This is a genomic window from Caulobacter sp. GW821-FHT10C03 (assembly GCF_059415485.1).
Genome location: NZ_JBWKNI010000009.1, coordinates 1 through 16,437, shown reverse-complemented (window position 1 = coordinate 16,437; position 16,437 = coordinate 1). Strand labels below are relative to the sequence as shown.

Sequence of the window (16,437 nt, the reverse complement as noted above, 5' to 3'; positions counted from 1 at the left end):
ATGACCGACACGATTTCGAACTACGCGACCATGTCCGTGGCCTCCAGCCTCCAGGGCTCCAACACCAAGAACCGCCCAGGCAGCTGGTTCGAGGCCATGGCCCACGCCTGGGGCCAGGTGCTCGACTCCCAGGCCGTGCGCATCACCGAGCTGTCCGACCAGGTCGGCACCGGCGGCGACGACAAGCCCTCGGTCATGGCCATGCTGACGGCCGAGAGCCTGCGCATGAACTTCATGGCCAATTCGGAAAGCACCTCGGTCGACAGCGTCGGCCGCGCCCTCGAAACCATGGCCCGCAAGAACTAAGCGGCCTCTTCAGCGGAGAGGACGCCCATGTCCTTCGACCCCGTATCGGCGGCCGCCCTGGCCGTCCCCCAGGAAGCATCGCCCCAGGTCGCCCAGGTCGGCTACGGCGCCAGCCTGACCGACGCCGTCCAGTTCCAGAACGCCCTGCACACGGCCGGCGCGTCGGGTGTGTCCGGCCTGTCCGGCCCCGAAGCCCTGGCCCCGGCCATGAAGGGGATCTTCAACCAGCTGGAGTTCGTCAACGGCCAGGCCTCGAACCTGGCCGCCCACGCCAAGGCGGCCGAGGCCAAGGGCGCGGCGATCACGCCCGGCGAGATGATCGGCCTGACCGTCCAGTGCCACGAGTTCATGTTCAACTGCCAACTGACCTCGAACATCGCCAACCGCACGTCCGACGGCCTGCAGCAGCTCTTCCGGCAGCAGTCCTGAGGGAGGCGACGATGCGCAAGATCCTGCCGGCTTTGCTGGTCGCCACGGCCCTGGGCCTCACCGCCTGCGCGGAGAAGGAGCTCTACGGCGGGCTTTCCGAGCGCGAGGCCAACGAGATGGTCGCCGTGCTCCAGAACGCCAACGTCTCGGCTTCGAAGAGCAGCAAGGACGGCAAGGTCTGGGCGCTGAAGACCCGGGCCGAGCAGTTCTCCTCGGCCGTGGCCGTGCTGCACGACCAGGGCTATCCGCGCGACAAGTTCGAGAGCCTGGGCGAGGTGTTCAAGAAGGAGGGCTTCGTCTCCTCGCCGATGGAGCAGCGGGCCCGGCTGATGTACGGCCTGAGCCAGGAGCTCAGCCAGACCATCTCGTCGATCGACGGCGTGGTGCAGGCCAGGGTGCACATCGCCGTGCCCGAGGCCGACCCGCTGGCCGAGCAGCAGAAGCCGTCCTCGGCTTCGGTGTTCATCCGCCACAACCCCGACGTCGATCTGTCGGGCCAGGTGGGGTCGATCAAGGCCCTGGTCACCAACTCCATCGAGGGCCTGCCCTACGACAAGGTGACGGTGGTGATGTTCCCGGCCAAGCCGGTAATGGCCGCCGCGCCGGTCTCGCCGATCAAGAGCTTCACCATGCCGGCCATCGCCATACTGGCGGCGATCGGCGGGGTGGGGGCCTATGTCGTCAGCCGCACCAGCCGCTTCAGGCCGCGCCGCAAGCTGCGGACCCTGGCCGAACCGACGGGGCCCGCCGCATGAACGCCCGGACCGATCGCGAACGGCTGGGCGCCCAGGCTCGTCTCCTGAGCGGCCTCGGAGCGTCGGGGAGCGTGGGTCCGCGCGCGGCGCGCCTGGCCCGTCGTCTGGCCGGCCGACCCGAGACCGTCCTGGCCTTCGCCGACGTCGCCGCCGCGCCCGACTGGGCCGCCTGGCCGGTCGAGCGTCGCGCCCGCCTCACTGACTTCGCGGCGGCGGCGGCCTGTACGGCGGCGCTGCAACGCTCGATCGACGGCCGGCGCCTGGCGCGGGTCGCGCGGCGGATCGGCGAGGCGGCCCTGGACGCCGTCCTGGCCTCGCCGCCGGGGCTCGCGCCCGCCATCCCGCAGGCTGACGCCGCCCTGGCCGACGACGCGGCCTTCGTCGCTCTCGGCGCGGCCGTCCTGCTGGCCGAGGTCGCAGGCCGGCCCGCAGCAGTCGGCCGTCTGCGCGATCTCTTCGACGTCGCTCCCCTGGCGCTCGATCCCGAGCGCGGACGCAGCGCGGCCCATGTCGCGCGGGGACTCTTCATGGCCTTCGAGGCCGGCGCGCTGGAGGCCGCCGCATGACCTATCTGCTGCTTTCCTCGGGTCCCTCGGGCGCGCTGCTGACCGACCAGCCGGTGATCCGCCGCGAGGACGTTGGCGCGGTGCGCGACGCGGCCGAGCTGACCGCCGCCCTCGACGCCCTGCGCCAGGCCACCCGCGAGGTCGCCCTGCGCGACGGCTTCGCCCAGGGCCACGCCGAGGGAACCGCCGTCGCCGCACGCGAGACCGCCCAGGTGCTGGCCGGCGTCCACGCCGCGCTCCAGGTCGAGCGCGACCGCCTGCGGGCCAGCGCCGGGACCCTGGCGCTGGACATCGTCCGCCGCATCGCCGCCGGCCTGGCCTCCGACGAGGTGCTGGCCGCCCTGGCCGAGCAGGCCGCCCGCGACCTGCTGCCCGAAGAGCCGATCCGCGTCCGCGTCGCCCCCGAGGCCGCCGGCGCGGTGACCCGCCGCCTGTGGTCGATCGACGCCCGCATCGAGGTGGTCGGTGACTCTGACCTGCCAGCCGGCGACTGCGTGCTCGACACCCCCTCGGGCCGCACCCACGCCGGGCTCGAAACCCAGCTGCGGGCTCTCGAAGCCGTGTTCGCCGCCCCCGCCGGAGAGGCCGCCGCATGAGCCTCGACGCCGATACCGACGCCCGCCTGCGCGAGGTCCTGCGCGGCGCCCGCACCGTCGAGCGGCGCGGCCGCGTGGCCCAGGCCTTCGGCACCACGGTCCGCGCCACGGGCCTGGACGTCCGCATCGGCCAGGAGTGCGAGATCGTCGATCGCGCCGGCGGCCACACGGTCAAGGCCCAGGTGGTCGGTCTCGACGGCGGCGCGGCGATCCTGACGCCCCTGGCGCGCCTGGAAGGCGTGGCGGTCGACGCCGAGGTCGTGGCCGGCCCGCGCCGCAGCGAGATCGGGGTGGGCGAGGGTCTGCTGGGCCGGGTGCTCGACGCCCATGGCGAGCCGCTGGACGGCCTGGGCCCTATCACCGGCCTGCTGCGGCCGTTCCCAGTCTATGGCGAGGCTCCCAATCCGCTGGCCCGTCCGCCGATCGCCACGCCGTTCGCCACCGGGGTGCGCAGCGTCGACGCCTTGCTGACCACGGGCGAGGGCCAGCGCGTGGGCCTCTTCGCCATGGCCGGCGGCGGCAAGTCGACCCTGCTGGGCATGTTCGCCCGCCACGCCCGCAGCGACGTCAACGTCATCGCCCTGATCGGCGAGCGGGGGCGGGAGGTGCGCGAGTTCCTCGACGACTGCCTGGGTCCGGAGGGCCTGGCCCGTTCGGTGGTCATCGTCTCCACCTCCGACCGCCCGGCCATGGAGCGCGTCCGCGCCGCCCACGTCGCCACCGCCATTGCGGAAGGGTTCCGGGCGGAGGGCCGCCGCGTGATGCTGCAGATGGACAGCGTCACCCGCTTCGCCCGCGCCCTGCGCGAGATCGGCCTGTCGGTGGGTGAGCCGGCCGTGCGCCGGGGCTTCCCGCCGTCGGTCTTCGCCGAGCTGCCGCGGCTCTTCGAGCGGGCGGGCGCGATCGAGGGAGGGACGATCACCGCCTTCTACACCGTGCTGATCGAGGACGAGGAGGGCGGCGACCCGGTCGGCGAGGAAGTTCGCTCGATCCTCGACGGCCACATCTATCTGTCACGCAAGCTGGGTCAGGCCGGCCACTATCCGGCCATCGACGTCGCCGCCAGCCTCAGCCGGGTCTTCCCGCGCGTCACGGGTCCGGAGCAGCAGGCGGCCGCCTCGAAGGTGCGCGGCTGGATGGCCAAGTACGCCGAGATCGAGTTCCTGCTCCAGATCGGCGAGTACAAGCCCGGCGGCGACCCGCTGGCCGACCAGGCCATCGCCCGCCGCGCCGCCATTACCAGCCTGCTGCGTCAGGGCGCGCACGACGCCGTCGCCTTCGACCAGGCCCTGGCCGCCCTGATGGAGACGGCCGCATGAGCGCCCGCGTCCAGGTCCAGGCTCTGACTCCGGTGGTCAAGCTGCGCGAGCGCCGCGTCGAGAAGGCCATGCGTGAGGCCGCGCAGGCCCGCGGCAAGGTCGCCGAGGCGGTCATGGCGCTGGAGGCCCGCGACCGGGCGATCGCCGCCCACGACCTCGCCAAGGCCCGGCTCGACGACTGGTTCGCCGGCGGCCTGTCGGGCGCGGCCCACCTGATCGAGGCCGCCCTGGCCCGCCGCGAAGCGATCGCCACGGCCCGCGACGCCGACCAGCGCCAGCGCGACCAGGAAGCCGTGGCCCTGGATCTGGCCCGTGAGGATCTCGCCGTCGCCCTGCGGGACCTCGCCCGCGCCCAGGGCCGCTTCGACGCCATGAGCGGCCGCCTCGACATGGCCCGCGCCCTGGTCGCCGCCGACCGCGAGGCCCGCGAGCAGCTGGAGATCGAGGACGCCGGCGCCCTGAGGAGAATCCGATGACCGCCATCCGAGACAGCGCCCCGTCCGAACGTTCCAGCCCGTCCAGCCAGCGGTCGTCCTCGTCCGATCAGGCTGCGCCCTGGCGCGGCGCCGAGTTCCAGGCCGCCTTGCAGCAGGCCGCCGACCGTCGCGAGCCCGCCGCCCGCCAGCCGGCCCGCGGCGAGCGCCAGAAGGAGGCCGAGCGCGAGGAGAAGGAGGAGGGGACCTCAGTCGATCTTTCCGCCCTGCTGGGTCCGGCCCGCGAGTTCAAGGACTTGGCTTCCGCCTCCGAACCCACGGGCGTCGACGCCCTGGCGGCCCTGACCCGCCAAGGCGGCGAGTCGGTCGACATCCCCGTGACGGGGCCGGCCACGGCCAGCGCCGCCGAGATCGAGGCCTTCGCCACGGCCATGGACCAGGCCTGGATCGCCGCCGGCGGCGACCGCAAGGCTTTGGCCCTGGGTCTGGCCGACAAGAACTCGCTGCTGACGGGCCTGGGCCTGGCGCGCGGTCCCGACGGCGCGGTCTCGCTGACCCTGGCCGCCCGTCCCGACGCCACGCCCGAGGTGACCAAGGCCCTGGAGGCCCTGCGCAAGCGGCTGGAGGTGCGGGGCCTGGCCCTGGCCGACCTCTTCGTCGAGGCCGACGACGGCCTGGATCCGGAAGCGTTGATCCGGAGGGTGCGGTGATGCAACGGGCTCCTCCTCAACTCCCGTCATTCCCGCCCTTGTGGCGGGAACCCCTCTGTCAGCCGCAAGGGCAGTCGGGGCGGCGTGCTCAACACGCCGCTGGCGCATCACTTGCGAGCGGAGCCAGGGGTTCCCGCCACAAGGGCGGGAATGACGGGATCATTTGGGAGGACCGGCTCTCCCTACCGCAAAGGCAAACCGAACCGCCCCCGATCAGCTTCCGCCGCCCGAGCCACGGCGCGGGCGATCTCGGCCGGCGGATCCCCCGCTGCCCAGCGCTCGGCCAGGATCTCGATCAGCCGGCGGCTCTGGGCGTTGTGCAGGCCCTCGGTCGGGTCGGCGGCGTCGGCCCGCAGCTTGCCGATGTAGAGGCTGGCCGCCTTGGGCGAGGCCGAGACGAGGTCCAGCAGATAGGTCGCCGCCGTCTCGAAGGCCTCGGCGTCCAGCGGCGCGTCGGCGATGTCGCGCACCAGCCAGACGCAAAGGAACTCCAGTGGACCGACCTTGCGGCTGTTGCTCAGCAGCGGCCCGCCCACACCCAGACTGGAGAAGCCCCCCGCGCCCCAGGCCGGCACCCGCGCGGCGGGCAGGCGGGCGGTCAGCAGGGCCTGGGCCAGCGCATCGGCGACGAGCACCTTGACGTCGGGCTCGCCGAAATGGGCCACCGCCGCCAGCAGCTTGGCGAAGCCGGGATAGAGCGCATCGCCCAGGTCCGTGCAGACGCGTTCCAGCACATCGACGCGCCGGTCAAGGCTCGGCTGGCCCTGCAGGCCCTCGACCAGGGCCTGGGCGGCGCCGAACCAGTCGGGCTCGGATTTGAGGATGCGGTCGGCGGTCACGCCGTGAGGCTAGCTTCAGACGAAGCCGTTGTCGCGGGCGTCGGTGAGGCGGTCGGCCACGGCGCGGGCCGCGTCGTCCAGGTCGCGCGAGGCTCCCGACAGGCCGATGCGGCCGTCCTGGCGCGAGAAGCCGGAGAAGTCGCCGAAGGCCTGAGCGCGCGAGGGCTCGCCGGCCGGGGAAACCCCCGAAAGGCCGTGGCTCCAGACGCCGGAAACGGACGGGGCGTCGATGCGGCTGGCGGACATGGCGTGCTCCTTCAGTCTCTCGATACGAAGATCAACGCGCCGCCGCCAGTCGGGTTTTCCCTAGCCGGGGACAAGGCCGCATGACCGGCCTCGCCACCCTGCTGGCCCACTCGGCCGAGGCTGAGGCCCTGGAGGCGCTCGACCTCGCCGTCGCCGCCTTCGAGGACGCCGCCACACCGCGTTTGGCCTGGCGCACGGCGGCCTTCGCGCGGCTGACGGCGGGGCTCGCGCCCGGCCAGACCCCGTCCGGCGGCCTGCTGGCGGCGGTCGAGGCGGCCCAGCGCGGGGAGGGCGGGCTGCACCCGCTCGACCTGGACGGCCAGGCCTTCGAGGCGCGCACCGTCGCCGGCGACGGCCGCATCCACCTGATCCTCTCCAGCGCCGCCGAACGCCGACAGGCCGAGGCCCGGCGCCTGGCCGACCGCGAACGCCTGCTGCTGACCTCGCGCGTCATGTCGGTGGGCGAGATGGCGACCATGATCGCCCACGAACTGAACCAGCCGATCGGCTCGATCGCCAACATCGCTCGGGGGCTGAAGGCCCGGCTGTCGCGCGGCGCGCTGTCGAAGGAGGAGGGCGTCGAGGCCCTCGACCGCGCCGCCGAGCAGGCGCTCTACGCCTCGGGCGTCATCCAGCGGATGCGCTCCTTCGTCGAGCAGCGCCAGCCCCAGGTCGAGCCGCTGGACCTGCCCAAACTGGTCCGCGCCACGCTGGACCTGCTCGACTGGGAGATCGCCCGCGACAAGGTCGTCGCTCGCGCGCGTTTCGACGCCCTGCCGCCGGTGCTGGGCGATGCGGTGATGATCCAGCAGGTGCTGGTCAATCTGGCCCGCAACGGCCTGGACGCCATGCGCGGCCGGCCCGGCCCGCGCCGCCTGACCATCGCCGCCCGGCCCATGGAAGGCTCGGACCGCATGGTCGAGCTGATCGTCGCCGACAGCGGTCCCGGCGTCGACGCGGCCGCCGCCGACAGGATGTTCTCGCCGTTCTTCTCGACCAAGCCCGGCGGCATGGGCGTGGGTCTCGGCATCTGCCGCTCGATCGTCGAACTGCATCGCGGGCGGCTCTGGCACGCCCCGGATCCCGAGGGGGGAACCGTATTCCACATCGCGCTGCCCGCGGCGCGTCAGGAGGAGCCATGACCACCCCCTCTGCATCGACATCTACGCCCGCGCCGGACGTCCCGCCGCCGTCGCTCGGCGCGGTCTGCCTGGTCGACGACCACGGCGAGTTCCGCCAGTCCGCCGCCTGGTGGCTGGAGAGCCTGGGTTACGCCGTCTCCACCTTCGACGGCGCCCGGGCCTTTCTCGACGCCGGCGAGCCGCCGGCCGACGCCTGCCTGCTGCTGGACGTGCGCATGCCCGACATGTCGGGGCTGGAGCTGCTCGACGCCCTGAAGGCCAGAGGTTGCCAGCGGCCGGTGATCTTCATGACCGGCCACGGCGACGTGCCCCTGGCCGTCGAGGCCATGCAGAAGGGCGCTGTCACCTTCCTGGAGAAGCCGTTCCAGGAAGCGGCCCTGGAGGCCGCGCTCGAACGGGCCTTCGCCCAGGTCCGGCCCGTCGTCTCGGCCGGCCAGGAGGCCTACGCCCGCCGCGTCGCCGGCCTGACCGACCGCGAACGCGAGGTCATGGCCCTGGTGGTGGCCGGCAAGGTCAACAAGGTCATCGCCTACGAGCTGGGCATCAGCCCCAAGACCGTCGAGCTGCACCGCTCGCGGATCATGACCAAGATGGAGGCCGCCAGCCTGACCCGGCTGGTGCGCATGGCCGTCACCGGCAGCGTGGACGACGACGCATGAGCGCCTTTCTCGACCTCGAAGCGGGGGAGGGCCCCGCCGCCGACCTCTCCGACCTCGTCGCCCGCAACCGCGCCCTGGCCGTGCTGGCCGCCCTGCGCGCGCCGGGGCTCGTCACCCGCGTTTCACTGGACCCCGAGCCGGGTCCCGGCCCCTGGATCCTGTTCGAAGCCGGCCAGCGCCTGTCGATCCGCGCGCTCGCCGGCGCCGCCTTCGCCCCGGCCGACGACGCCGAACTGCTGATCGGCCTCGATCGCGTCGAGCCGGTCGTGGCCGCCATCGAGGCGGCGACCACCGAGAGCCTCGCCCCCCTGGGCGTCGAGGCCCAGGCGCCCGACGGCCTGCTGGCCCTGTCGGTCGAGGCCCTGGCCCAGGACGGCGCGCCCTTCGCCCGGCTGGTCCTGGCCGTCGAGCCCGACGCCGCCCGCGCCTGGCCCGAGCCGATCTTCGATCCCTGGGCGCCCGGCGCGCACCTGGCCGTGCCCGCCGCCGGCCCGCTGGTGCTGGACGGCCCGGAGCTGCCGGCGGCCACCGCCGCCTCGCTGCGCCCCGGCGACATCGTGCTGACCCCGCTGTCGGCCTCGCGCCCGGGCCTGGCCAGCCTGACCCTGTTCGACCGCCGCCTCGTCGGCCGCTTCGACCTTTCCCACCATCGCTTCACGCTCAACGCCATCGAGGAGAGCGCCATGGCTCCGCCGCCGCTCGACATCGCCGTCGTCCCCACGGACGAGGTTCCCACCGACGCCGCGCCGGTCGCGCCCGCCGACCTGCCCGTGCCGCTAAAGGTGCTGCTGGGCGAGGCCAGCCTGCCGCTGTCGGAGCTGTCCGGCCTGCGGCCCGGCGCGACCGTCGTGCTGGCCGGCCCGCGCGAGGACGCCCCCGCCGTGCTGCTGGCCGGCGGCCGCCCCATCGCCCGCGGCCGCCTCGTGCCGGTCGGCGAGGCCTGGGGCGTGCTGGTCGAAACCATAGGCGGCGAGGGCTGAGCACAGATGGACCTCTCGCAGTTCTCGCCCGGCTCGGCCCTCATCACCGTCATCCTGCTGGCGCTGGCGCCGTTCGTGGCGGTGATGGTCACCTCTTTCACCAAGATCGTCGTCACGCTCAGCCTGCTGCGCAATGCGCTGGGTCTGCAGCAGGTGCCGCCCAACATCGTGCTCAACGGCCTGGCTTTGATCCTGACGCTCTACGTCATGTATCCGGTCGGCCAGCAGATGGCCGCCGCCAACCAGGGCGTCAAACCGATCGCCGCCGTCAGCAGCGACACCCAGGCCCTGTTCACCTACGCCGACAAGGCCAAGGAGCCGCTGCGCGAGTTCCTGATCAAGCACTCCACCCCCCGCGAGCGCGCCTTCTTCCTGAAGACCGCCCAGCGCATCAACGGCCCGGAAACGGCCCGCGCCCTGACCCAGCGCGACTTCATCGTCGTCGTCCCGGCCTTCACCGTCTCGGAGCTGGCGGCCGCCTTCCAGATCGGCTTCCTGATCTTCCTGCCGTTCCTGATCATCGACCTCGTGGTGTCCAACATCCTGCTGGCCATGGGCATGATGATGCTGTCGCCGACCACGGTGTCGCTACCGTTCAAGCTTCTGCTGTTCGTGCTGATCGACGGCTGGGTGAAGCTCGCCCACGGCCTCGTGCTGTCCTACACGTAAGGAGGGCCGCGCCATGCTGAACGCCCAGGCCATCGAGCTCGTCAACCAGGCCCTCTGGCTGGTGCTGATCCTGTCGGCCCCGCCGATCGTCGCCGCCTCGCTGGTCGGCCTGCTGGTGGCGGTCATCCAGTCGGCCACCCAGCTGCAGGAGCAGACCCTGCAGTACGCGGCCAAGTTCTTCGCCATCGTGCTGACCATCTTCGTCACCGCCAGCCTGCTGGGCGGCACGCTCTATCGCTTCGGCGACCGGGTGTTCACCGAGTTCCCGGCCATGGTCCGCCGATGAACACGCCCGACTGGCTGGGCGCGATCTTCTCCAACACCATGGTGCTCGCGGTCGGCGCGACCCGTGTGGCGGCCGCCTTCATGCTGCTGCCGCTCTTGTCGCCCGAGACCGTGCCGGCCCTGGTGCGCAACTCGATCTTCCTGGCCTTCGGGATCATCGTCATCACCCTTCAGCCGCAGGTCGCCCAGATGGAGCTGCCGACGGTCCAGTGGATCCTGATCTTCGGCAAGGAGGCGGTGATCGGCCTGGTCATCGGCTTCTTCTTCGGGACCATGCTGTGGGCGCTGGAGGCGGCCGGCCAGATCATCGACGCCAAGGTCGGGGCGACCATGGCCCAGGTCGTCGATCCGCTCAGCGGCCACCAGACCTCGCTGACCGGCGAGTTTCTCGGCCGCCTGGCCAACTTCGTCTTCATGTTCTCCGGCGGCCTGCTGCTGATGGTCGGGGTGATCCTCGACAGCTACGCCATCTGGCCGATCGGCAGCCTGACGCCGATGCTGTCCTTGCGCAGCCTTTCCCTGTTCGAGGGCGAGTTCTCGCGGCTGATGGTGATGGCGGTGATGCTGTCGACCCCGGCCCTGATCGTGCTCTACCTGGTCGACGGCGGCCTTGGCCTGATCAACCGCTACGCCCCGCAGCTCAACGTCTTCTCCCTGGGCCTGGCCATCAAGTCGTGGATCGCCACGGCGGTGGTCCTGGCCATGCTGACGGGGCTGGTCCAGCTGCTCCTCAACGAGATCGGCGCGCGGCCCTCGACGATCCTGCAGGTGCTTCGCGGACTGGATGGGAAACCCTGATCCCTCTCCCCTTGCGGGAGAGGGTGGCCTCGCGGAGCGAGGTCGGGTGAGGGGTCTCTCAGAACTCAAAACCGCGTGCAGCGCTCAGGCCGGGCGGGGCGTCGCTCATCTGAGAGACCCCTCATCCGTCATCCTTCGGATGACACCTTCTCCCGCAAGGGGAGAAGGAAAAACCTGAGCTAGGGTTTTCCCTGATGGGGTACGCCCCAGCTATCTCGACGGCCCCGCTCGGCGCCACCTTTCGTCGCAGGCCGCACGGCGGCGATGAGAGAGGGTAGGAGCGATGACCACCATCAACGGGTCGCTGAGCACGGCGATCAACAGCGCGATCCTGACCGGGATCGGGGCCGAGCTCGGCAAGTCGCTGGGAAGCTTCGGCGCCATGCAGTTCACCCTGGGCGCCATCGTCGCCGGCCTGTTCCAGCCCGCGCCCGCCCAGCAGCCCTTCACGGCCACCATGCCCGGCGAGGGCAAGGCCGAGATCGACATCGGCGACGGCTACACCCTGTCGATCAACGAAGCCAATTCCGAGGTCGTCGTGCGCGACGCCGACGGCAACGCCACCCGCGTCTGGGGCGACCCCCATGTCAGCTACAACGGCGAGCACATCGGCGACTTCTGGGGCACGACCACCTTTCAGCTCGAGAACGGCACGAAGATCACCATCAACACCGAGACCTCGAAGTGGAACAACATGACCTACGCCGAGCAGGTGGTGGTCACCCGCGGCGACCAGGCGATCGTCATCGACGGGGTCAGCGAGCAGACCAAGGGCGACTTCTCCGTCACCCTGGGCGGCAACGGCTACGCCCTGGACGCGGCCCATGACGACGGCCTGGTGATCCACGAGGACGACGCCTCGGCCACCGGTTGGACCAGCAGCATCGACGGCGGCGCGGTCGGCCAGGCCGACTTCGACCTCACCAAGCCCGGCGCCGAGGGCCTGCGCGAGACCCTGCAGACCTTCCATGCGGGTCTAGGCCTGCTGCTGACCGGCTGGCTGCTGGGCGCCGGCGCGGGTCTTGGCCTGTCGGCCGACGCCTCGGTCTCCGCCCGCGCGGCCGAGCGGTTCCCGCTGCTGAACCTCTAGCCGCGACCACCGTCCGGTCCTTTCCGCCGCGCTTGATTTGCCAAACGCCGCAAATCATCGTCGGTAGGCGGAAAGGATCAGGGGGCGGTCGATGCGCGCGCGAATGAAGTTGCTGGCGAGTGGACTCGCCATGGCGGCCGGGCTGTTGACGCTCTCGTCCGCCCTGGCGCCCGCTCTGGCGGCTCCACCCGCGCCCTCCGCCGAGGCGCGCGCATCGGCCGCCTTCGACGCGGCGCTGAAGAACCGCGCCGCCCTGCGCCTGTTCCTCCAGGCCATGCCCAAGGGCGGCGACCTGCACAACCACCTGTCGGGGACGCCCTACGCCGAGGACTTCCTGGCCTGGGCCGACGCCGACGGCCTTTGCGTCACCACAGACGTCCAGCCGGCGCTGGCGAGCGGGCCGTGCGACGCCCCCGGCCGCAAGCCGGCCCGGGGCCTGGCCAAGGCCGATCCGGCCCTCTACGCCCGGGCGCTCAACTCGCTGTCGATGCTGAACTACAACCCCGGCGCCGACGGCGCCCAGGCCTCCGGCCACGACCAGTTCTTCTCGACCTTCGGCCGCTTCGGGGCGGTCACCGAGAACAACCTGCCGGCCATGCTGGCGGTGGTCCGTGAATACGCCGCCGGCGACCATGTCGGCTATGTCGAAACCTCGGTGAACCCCGGCGCCATCTACGACCTGGTGAACAAGGTTCGCGGTTCGGCCTGGGACGGCGACTTCGACAAGGCCTTCGCCGCCCTGGAGCCGGGCGTCCCCGACCTCGTGGCCAAGGTCCGCGCCGAGATGGACGCCGCCGAGGTCGAGTCCGACCGCCGCCTGGGCTGCCAGACCCAGAAGCCGCGCCAGGGCGCCTGCGCCGTGGCGCTGGGCTACCAGGCCTTCGCCGTGCGGATCCTGCCGCCGCAGGTGGTGTTCGCCCAGCTGACGGCCGCCTTCGCCCTGGCCGACGGCGACCCGCGCTTCGTCGGGGTCAACATCGTCGCCCCGGAAGACAACCCGACCTCCCTGGCCGACTACCGCCTGCACATGCGGATGCTGGGCTACCTGCACGCCCGCTATCCGAAGGTGAAGCTGTCGCTGCACGCCGGCGAGCTGACCCTGGGCCTGGTCCCGCCGCGCGATCTGTCGTTCCACATCCGCGAGGCGGTCGAGGTGGCGGGCGCGGCGCGCATTGGCCACGGCGTCGACATCGCCCACGAGGCCGACGCGCGCGAACTGCTCAAGCGCATGGCCCGCGACAAGGTCGCCGTCGAGATCAACCTGACCAGCAACGACGTCATCCTCGGCGTGAAGGGCGCCGACCATCCGCTGCACCTCTACCGCAAGGCCGGCGTGCCGGTGGTGCTGTCGACCGACGACGAGGGCGTCTCGCGCATCGACCTGACCAACGAATATCTGCGCGCCGCGACCGAGCAGGGCCTGACCTATCGCGACCTCAAGGTCATCGCCCGCGACAGCCTGGAATACGCCTTCGTGCCGGGCAAAAGCCTGCGCGGCGCGGCCGAATGCGCCAAGCCGGGCAAGGCCTGCGAGGCGTTCCTGGGCGCGAACCCGAAGGCGCAGCTGCAATGGAAGCTGGAGCGGGACTTCGAGGCCTTCGAAGCCGCCCACTGATCCCTCTCCCCTTGCGGGAGAGGGTGGCCTCGCGGAGCGAGGTCGGGTGAGGGGTCTCTCAGAAATTCAACGCCGCGACAGCCGATCCGCCGTCGCGGCGTTTTCGTCTGCGCGACCCCTCATCCGTCGGCTTCGCCGCCACCTTCTCCCGCAAGGGGAGAAGGATCACCGTGGACAGCCCGCCGCCGGCCGCAGCACCAGCGCGTCCAGCGCCACCCCCGGATCCAGTTGCGCCACCCGCACCGTCCGCTTCCCGCCGCACAGCGTCACGCCCGACGACACCCGCACCCGCCCGTCCAGCACCCCCTCGGCCCAGGCCTTGTCGCCGACCTTGCGCGATGCCGCGACCTCCACGGGCGCGCCGCCGTCGGTCGAGACCGCCAGCCGCAGCGCCGTCTGGCCGTTAAGCGGGAAGGTCGGCAGCAAATCGAGGTCCAGCGACCAGGCGCCGGCCGGCAGGGTGATCGCATAGTCCAGCGCCGGCCCGGCCTGCGCGAGCGTCCGCGACGGCTCGGTCACGACCCCCGCCACCATCACCGCTCCGCCGCGTCCCACGCCTTCCAGCCGACGCCAGCCTGGGCCGCGCGTCGTCTCGGCCTCGACCACGATCACGTCGGTGTCGGTCGGCGGGAAGGGCGCCAGGCGCGGCGTGGTGGCGTCCGCCGCCGGGGCGACGAACGGCTTCTGCCGGAACGAGGTCCACTGGCCGTCGGCCGGCTCGACCGACAGGATGCCGCGCCACTTGCCGCCGGCGACCTCATTGTTGAACCGGCGGGTCAGGGCGGCGATCTCCGCGTCCGCCGCCCGGGCCTTGTCGGCGCGGCGGCGGGCTTCCTCGGGCCGGCTGCCGATCAGCCGGTCGAAGGCCTCGGCGTCGAAGACGCGGTGGTTGGCCGCCGCGGCCGCCCGCACCGGATAGTCCACCAGTTCGAACCAGGCGTCGCGCTGCGCGGCGGGGATCTTCGCGCCCTCGCGGTCCAGCCACGCGACCAGGGCGTCGAACCGCGCCAGCCGCGCATCCGCCTGCGCCACCGACAGCGGGCTCGAGCGCGGGCTCGCGCCCCGGCCCCAGAACCATTGCAGGTGCTCGGGCTTGCGCTCGAAGTTCAGCTGATGGTGCTCGGCCAGGATCCCGGCGATCGCCTCGGCGCGCTCGGCTCCGAACACCTCGCGAGCGAACCGCGCCTCGTAGCCGCGCGCGCCCAGCTTGCGCACCCCGTCAACGTCCCAGGCCATGTCGAGGAACAGCTGCGTCCCCAGTTCGGCTGGCTTGATGTCGCCGACATTGGCGATCCACAGCCTGCGCGCGTCCAGGTCCCAGGCCCGGCCCATCTCCTCGATCACCAGGGCCGGCGGCGTGGTCGACAGCCACAGGTGCGACAGCGGCGCGCCCAGATAGGAGAGGTGATAGTAGACGCCCGATCCGCCCGAGCGCTTTCGCTCTTCGGCATTGGGCAGCTGGCGGATGTAGCCGAAATTGTCGTCCGGCCAGACCATGGTCACGTCCTCCGGAACCTTCAGCCCCGAGCGATAGACGTCCAGCACCTCCTTGTAGGCGGTGAAGGCCTGCGGAACGGTCTCGACCTTGGGATCGACATGGTCGCGGATCAGGCCGCGCTGGTCGGCGATGATCTTCTCCAGCAGCGTCCGCTGGCCGTCGATGTCGCCGCCGCCGACCATGCCGGAGTCGTGGATGCCGCGCATGCCCAGGGTGTAGATGTTCTCGTAGCCGCCGTTGGCCTTCACCCGCTGGCGCCAGTAGTCGAGCACCCCGTCCGGATTGGCCGCGTAGTTGTAGGCCTCCGCGCCGGCCTTCCACTCGCCGACATTGTTGCGCAGCATCGGCTCGGCGTGGGACGAGCCCATGACGATCCCCCAGCGGTCGGCCAGGGCGGCGTTGGCCGGGTCGGCGTTGAACGGCTTGCTGACCTCGTGCATGGCCGGCCACAGGGTGTTGGCCTTCAGCCGCAGCAGCAGCTGGAACACCTTCTCGTAGGTCTTGGGGCCGATGTCGCCATAGGCCGGGTCGAAGGTCTTGGCCGCCCACGGCTGCAGGCCCCAGTCCTCGTCGTTGATGAAGATCCCGCGATACTTCACCGACGGCGCCTCGACGCGGCGGGTGTCGGCGGCGACGTAGAGCGCCTTGCGCCTGCTCGGCCGAACATCGGCCCACCAGGTCCAGGGCGAGACGCCGATGGCCCGGCTCAGGTCGTAGACGCCGTAGGCCGTACCCCTTCGGTCGCCGCCCGCGATCACCAGGGCGCGGTCGAGGCCGGGCGCGGGGTTCTCGACCACGGTGATCAGGAAGCCCTCCCAACGGCCGCGCAGGTCGTCGACCTTCAGTTTTCTGTCGCGCACGAGCCCGTCGATCAGCGGGCTCTTGCCCAGCGTCCCGACCAGGATCGCCGTCCGGCCCTTGGGCGCATCCGTCGAGAGGCGAGGGGTCTTGCCGGTGATGGCCGCCAAGTCGTCGCGCAGGTCCTGGACCGCCAGGCCCACGAGCGGATCGTCGCCTTGCGAATAGAGGATCTCGGCGTCGGCGATCTGAAAGGCGCCGCGCGAGGCCTTGTCGGTGACCCAGGCCTCCTGCGCCCAGGCGGGCAGGGCGAACACGGCGACGGCCAGACCGATGAGCAGCGACGCCAGCCGCATGAGTTCCTCCAGATCGCTTCGCTGTCAGGCAGCTTGGTCGAATTGGTCAGACCATAGGGCGATCCACGGGGTTGGCTACTCATTTTGTGAGCATAAATCCCATAATACGAGAGTATTTGGGTGGGGCGTTTCCACCTCCCTCCCGTAAAATCCCCGCGAAAGCGGGGACCCAGGTGTTTTCCGGCAGTGCCGAATCCCTCTCCCCTTGCGGGAGAGGGTGGCCCTGCGGAGCAGGGTCGGGTGAGGGGTCTCTCAGACCTCGAAGCTGCGTGCGGCGGTCAGGCCGGGTGATGCGTCTCAAGTTTGAGAGACCCCTCATCCGACGGCCTTCGGCCGCCACCTTCTCC

General features: G+C 71.6%; 19 protein-coding genes. 16 read left to right on the top strand and 3 right to left on the bottom strand.

Features of this window, described 5'->3' with window-relative positions; translation table 11 throughout:
• From AC07NG_RS13375 to AC07NG_RS13340, 8 genes are read left to right on the top strand one after another with little or no spacing between them, the layout of a single operon-like run.
• Positions 1-306 (top strand): hypothetical protein, encoded by a 306-nt coding sequence (locus AC07NG_RS13375; protein WP_492856830.1) that lies wholly within the window; start codon positions 1-3, stop codon positions 304-306.
• A 27-nt stretch (positions 307-333) separates the two neighbouring features.
• Complete coding sequence (locus AC07NG_RS13370) at positions 334-735, top strand: hypothetical protein (RefSeq protein ID WP_110119745.1); 402 nt, start codon at positions 334-336, stop codon at positions 733-735.
• Between the two features lie 11 nt (positions 736-746).
• Positions 747-1,490 carry a type III secretion system inner membrane ring lipoprotein SctJ gene (sctJ, locus tag AC07NG_RS13365; protein WP_110119746.1) on the top strand — a complete coding sequence of 248 codons (744 nt, stop codon included), beginning with the start codon at positions 747-749 and terminating at the stop codon, positions 1,488-1,490.
• The gene (locus tag AC07NG_RS13360; protein WP_494594486.1) at positions 1,487-2,056 is read left to right on the top strand and encodes a hypothetical protein; all 570 of its coding nucleotides are present in this window, start codon (positions 1,487-1,489) and stop codon (positions 2,054-2,056) included. The genes sctJ and AC07NG_RS13360 overlap by 4 nt, the downstream gene beginning before the upstream one ends.
• Positions 2,053-2,652 (top strand): FliH/SctL family protein, encoded by a 600-nt coding sequence (locus AC07NG_RS13355; protein WP_494594484.1) that lies wholly within the window; start codon positions 2,053-2,055, stop codon positions 2,650-2,652. Before AC07NG_RS13360 ends, AC07NG_RS13355 begins: the two co-directional genes overlap by 4 nt.
• Positions 2,649-3,971 carry a FliI/YscN family ATPase gene (locus tag AC07NG_RS13350; protein ID WP_494594483.1) on the top strand — a complete coding sequence of 441 codons (1,323 nt, stop codon included), beginning with the start codon at positions 2,649-2,651 and terminating at the stop codon, positions 3,969-3,971. Before AC07NG_RS13355 ends, AC07NG_RS13350 begins: the two co-directional genes overlap by 4 nt.
• On the top strand, positions 3,968-4,447 hold the full coding sequence (locus tag AC07NG_RS13345) for a hypothetical protein (RefSeq protein ID WP_494594482.1): 480 nt from the start codon (positions 3,968-3,970) through the stop codon (positions 4,445-4,447). The genes AC07NG_RS13350 and AC07NG_RS13345 overlap by 4 nt, the downstream gene beginning before the upstream one ends.
• On the top strand, positions 4,444-5,115 hold the full coding sequence (locus AC07NG_RS13340) for a hypothetical protein (protein WP_494594481.1): 672 nt from the start codon (positions 4,444-4,446) through the stop codon (positions 5,113-5,115). The genes AC07NG_RS13345 and AC07NG_RS13340 overlap by 4 nt, the downstream gene beginning before the upstream one ends.
• Positions 5,116-5,297: 182 nt before the next feature.
• Here the strand turns inward: AC07NG_RS13340 and AC07NG_RS13335 are convergent, their stop codons facing one another.
• Positions 5,298-5,954 carry a hypothetical protein gene (locus tag AC07NG_RS13335; RefSeq protein ID WP_494594479.1) on the bottom strand — a complete coding sequence of 219 codons (657 nt, stop codon included), beginning with the start codon at positions 5,952-5,954 and terminating at the stop codon, positions 5,298-5,300.
• Between the two features lie 15 nt (positions 5,955-5,969).
• The gene (locus tag AC07NG_RS13330; protein WP_494594478.1) at positions 5,970-6,200 is read right to left on the bottom strand and encodes a hypothetical protein; all 231 of its coding nucleotides are present in this window, start codon (positions 6,198-6,200) and stop codon (positions 5,970-5,972) included.
• Positions 6,201-6,280: 80 nt separating this feature from the next.
• Between AC07NG_RS13330 and AC07NG_RS13325 the strand changes: the two genes are divergently transcribed.
• From AC07NG_RS13325 to AC07NG_RS13290, 8 genes are all read left to right on the top strand, one after another.
• Entirely contained in the window at positions 6,281-7,342 is a 1,062-nt protein-coding gene (locus AC07NG_RS13325) for a sensor histidine kinase (protein WP_494594476.1), read from the top strand.
• On the top strand, positions 7,339-8,001 hold the full coding sequence (locus AC07NG_RS13320) for a response regulator transcription factor (protein ID WP_494594474.1): 663 nt from the start codon (positions 7,339-7,341) through the stop codon (positions 7,999-8,001). Before AC07NG_RS13325 ends, AC07NG_RS13320 begins: the two co-directional genes overlap by 4 nt.
• On the top strand, positions 7,998-8,981 hold the full coding sequence (locus tag AC07NG_RS13315; RefSeq protein WP_494594472.1) for a FliM/FliN family flagellar motor switch protein: 984 nt from the start codon (positions 7,998-8,000) through the stop codon (positions 8,979-8,981). The genes AC07NG_RS13320 and AC07NG_RS13315 overlap by 4 nt, the downstream gene beginning before the upstream one ends.
• Before the next feature lie 6 nt (positions 8,982-8,987).
• Positions 8,988-9,650, top strand: coding sequence for a type III secretion system export apparatus subunit SctR (gene sctR, locus AC07NG_RS13310; protein WP_110119752.1), 663 nt, complete (start codon positions 8,988-8,990; stop codon positions 9,648-9,650).
• Between the two features lie 13 nt (positions 9,651-9,663).
• Positions 9,664-9,936, top strand: coding sequence for a type III secretion system export apparatus subunit SctS (gene sctS, locus AC07NG_RS13305; RefSeq protein ID WP_110119753.1), 273 nt, complete (start codon positions 9,664-9,666; stop codon positions 9,934-9,936).
• Positions 9,933-10,733 (top strand): type III secretion system export apparatus subunit SctT, encoded by an 801-nt coding sequence (sctT, locus tag AC07NG_RS13300; protein WP_492856842.1) that lies wholly within the window; start codon positions 9,933-9,935, stop codon positions 10,731-10,733. The genes sctS and sctT overlap by 4 nt, the downstream gene beginning before the upstream one ends.
• A gap of 283 nt (positions 10,734-11,016) precedes the next feature.
• Positions 11,017-11,823: a DUF1521 domain-containing protein gene (locus AC07NG_RS13295; protein ID WP_492856843.1), complete on the top strand. Its 807-nt coding sequence runs from the start codon at positions 11,017-11,019 to the stop codon at positions 11,821-11,823.
• Between the two features lie 145 nt (positions 11,824-11,968).
• Positions 11,969-13,438, top strand: coding sequence for an adenosine deaminase family protein (locus AC07NG_RS13290; protein WP_494594469.1), 1,470 nt, complete (start codon positions 11,969-11,971; stop codon positions 13,436-13,438).
• A gap of 165 nt (positions 13,439-13,603) precedes the next feature.
• Here the strand turns inward: AC07NG_RS13290 and AC07NG_RS13285 are convergent, their stop codons facing one another.
• Positions 13,604-16,090, bottom strand: a complete 2,487-nt coding sequence (locus AC07NG_RS13285; protein WP_494594467.1) for a glycosyl hydrolase 115 family protein — start codon at positions 16,088-16,090, stop codon at positions 13,604-13,606.
• Between the last annotated feature and the right edge of the window lie 347 nt (positions 16,091-16,437).